At 66.9% G+C, this 594-nt stretch carries 1 protein-coding gene; it reads left to right on the top strand.

The window, feature by feature from the left end; all coding sequences use genetic code 11:
* Positions 1–145: 145 nt before the first annotated feature.
* The coding region (locus AC1DU6_RS34925; RefSeq protein WP_477863118.1) for a gamma-glutamylcyclotransferase at positions 146–594 on the top strand (449 nt) is incomplete at its 3' end.

Raw genomic sequence — 594 nt, 5'->3', positions numbered from 1 at the left:
GTCGTGCATGCGGGTCTCCTGCGGCTCTCGTAACCGGCCCTTGGGAATTTAGGTAACCATATTACTTGCCTCCAGCGCTGCGCGGGTTACGGGCTGGGTACCTGAGAAACGTCGTGCAACTCTCTGGCATGACAAGATGGGGGCGATGGCGTCACAGGCAATCCATATTCCCCATGGCCCGGCGCGCAGCGCCCATCTGTTGCAGCGCACGACCGCCGAATGGCGGGCTAGCGGCGAAGACCTGCTGCTGTTTGCCTATGGCTCATTGATCTGGCGGCCCGAGTTCGAGTATGCCGACGCGCTGCCGGCGCGGGTGTTGGGCTTTCACCGCGTGCTGCGCATGCGTTCGCGCGTGAACCGCGGCTCGCCCCAGGAGCCGGGCCTGGTGCTGGCGCTGATCTCGGGTGGCAGTTGCCGCGGGCTGGTCTACCGCATCCCGCGCACCGTCGGTGAAGAGGTGTTGCCGCGTTTGTGGGAACGCGAGATGCCCAAYGGCGTCTACGAGCCGCGCTGGCTGAACTGCGACACCGGCGCGGGGCGGCTGCGCGCCCTGGCCTTCACGCTGTCGCGCCAGAGCCCGAACTGGACCGGGCC

It is taken from the genome of Roseateles sp. P5_B10 (assembly GCF_056400485.1).
Note: the sequence above shows the minus strand (reverse complement) of the source record. Positions and strands in the feature narration are given on the sequence as shown.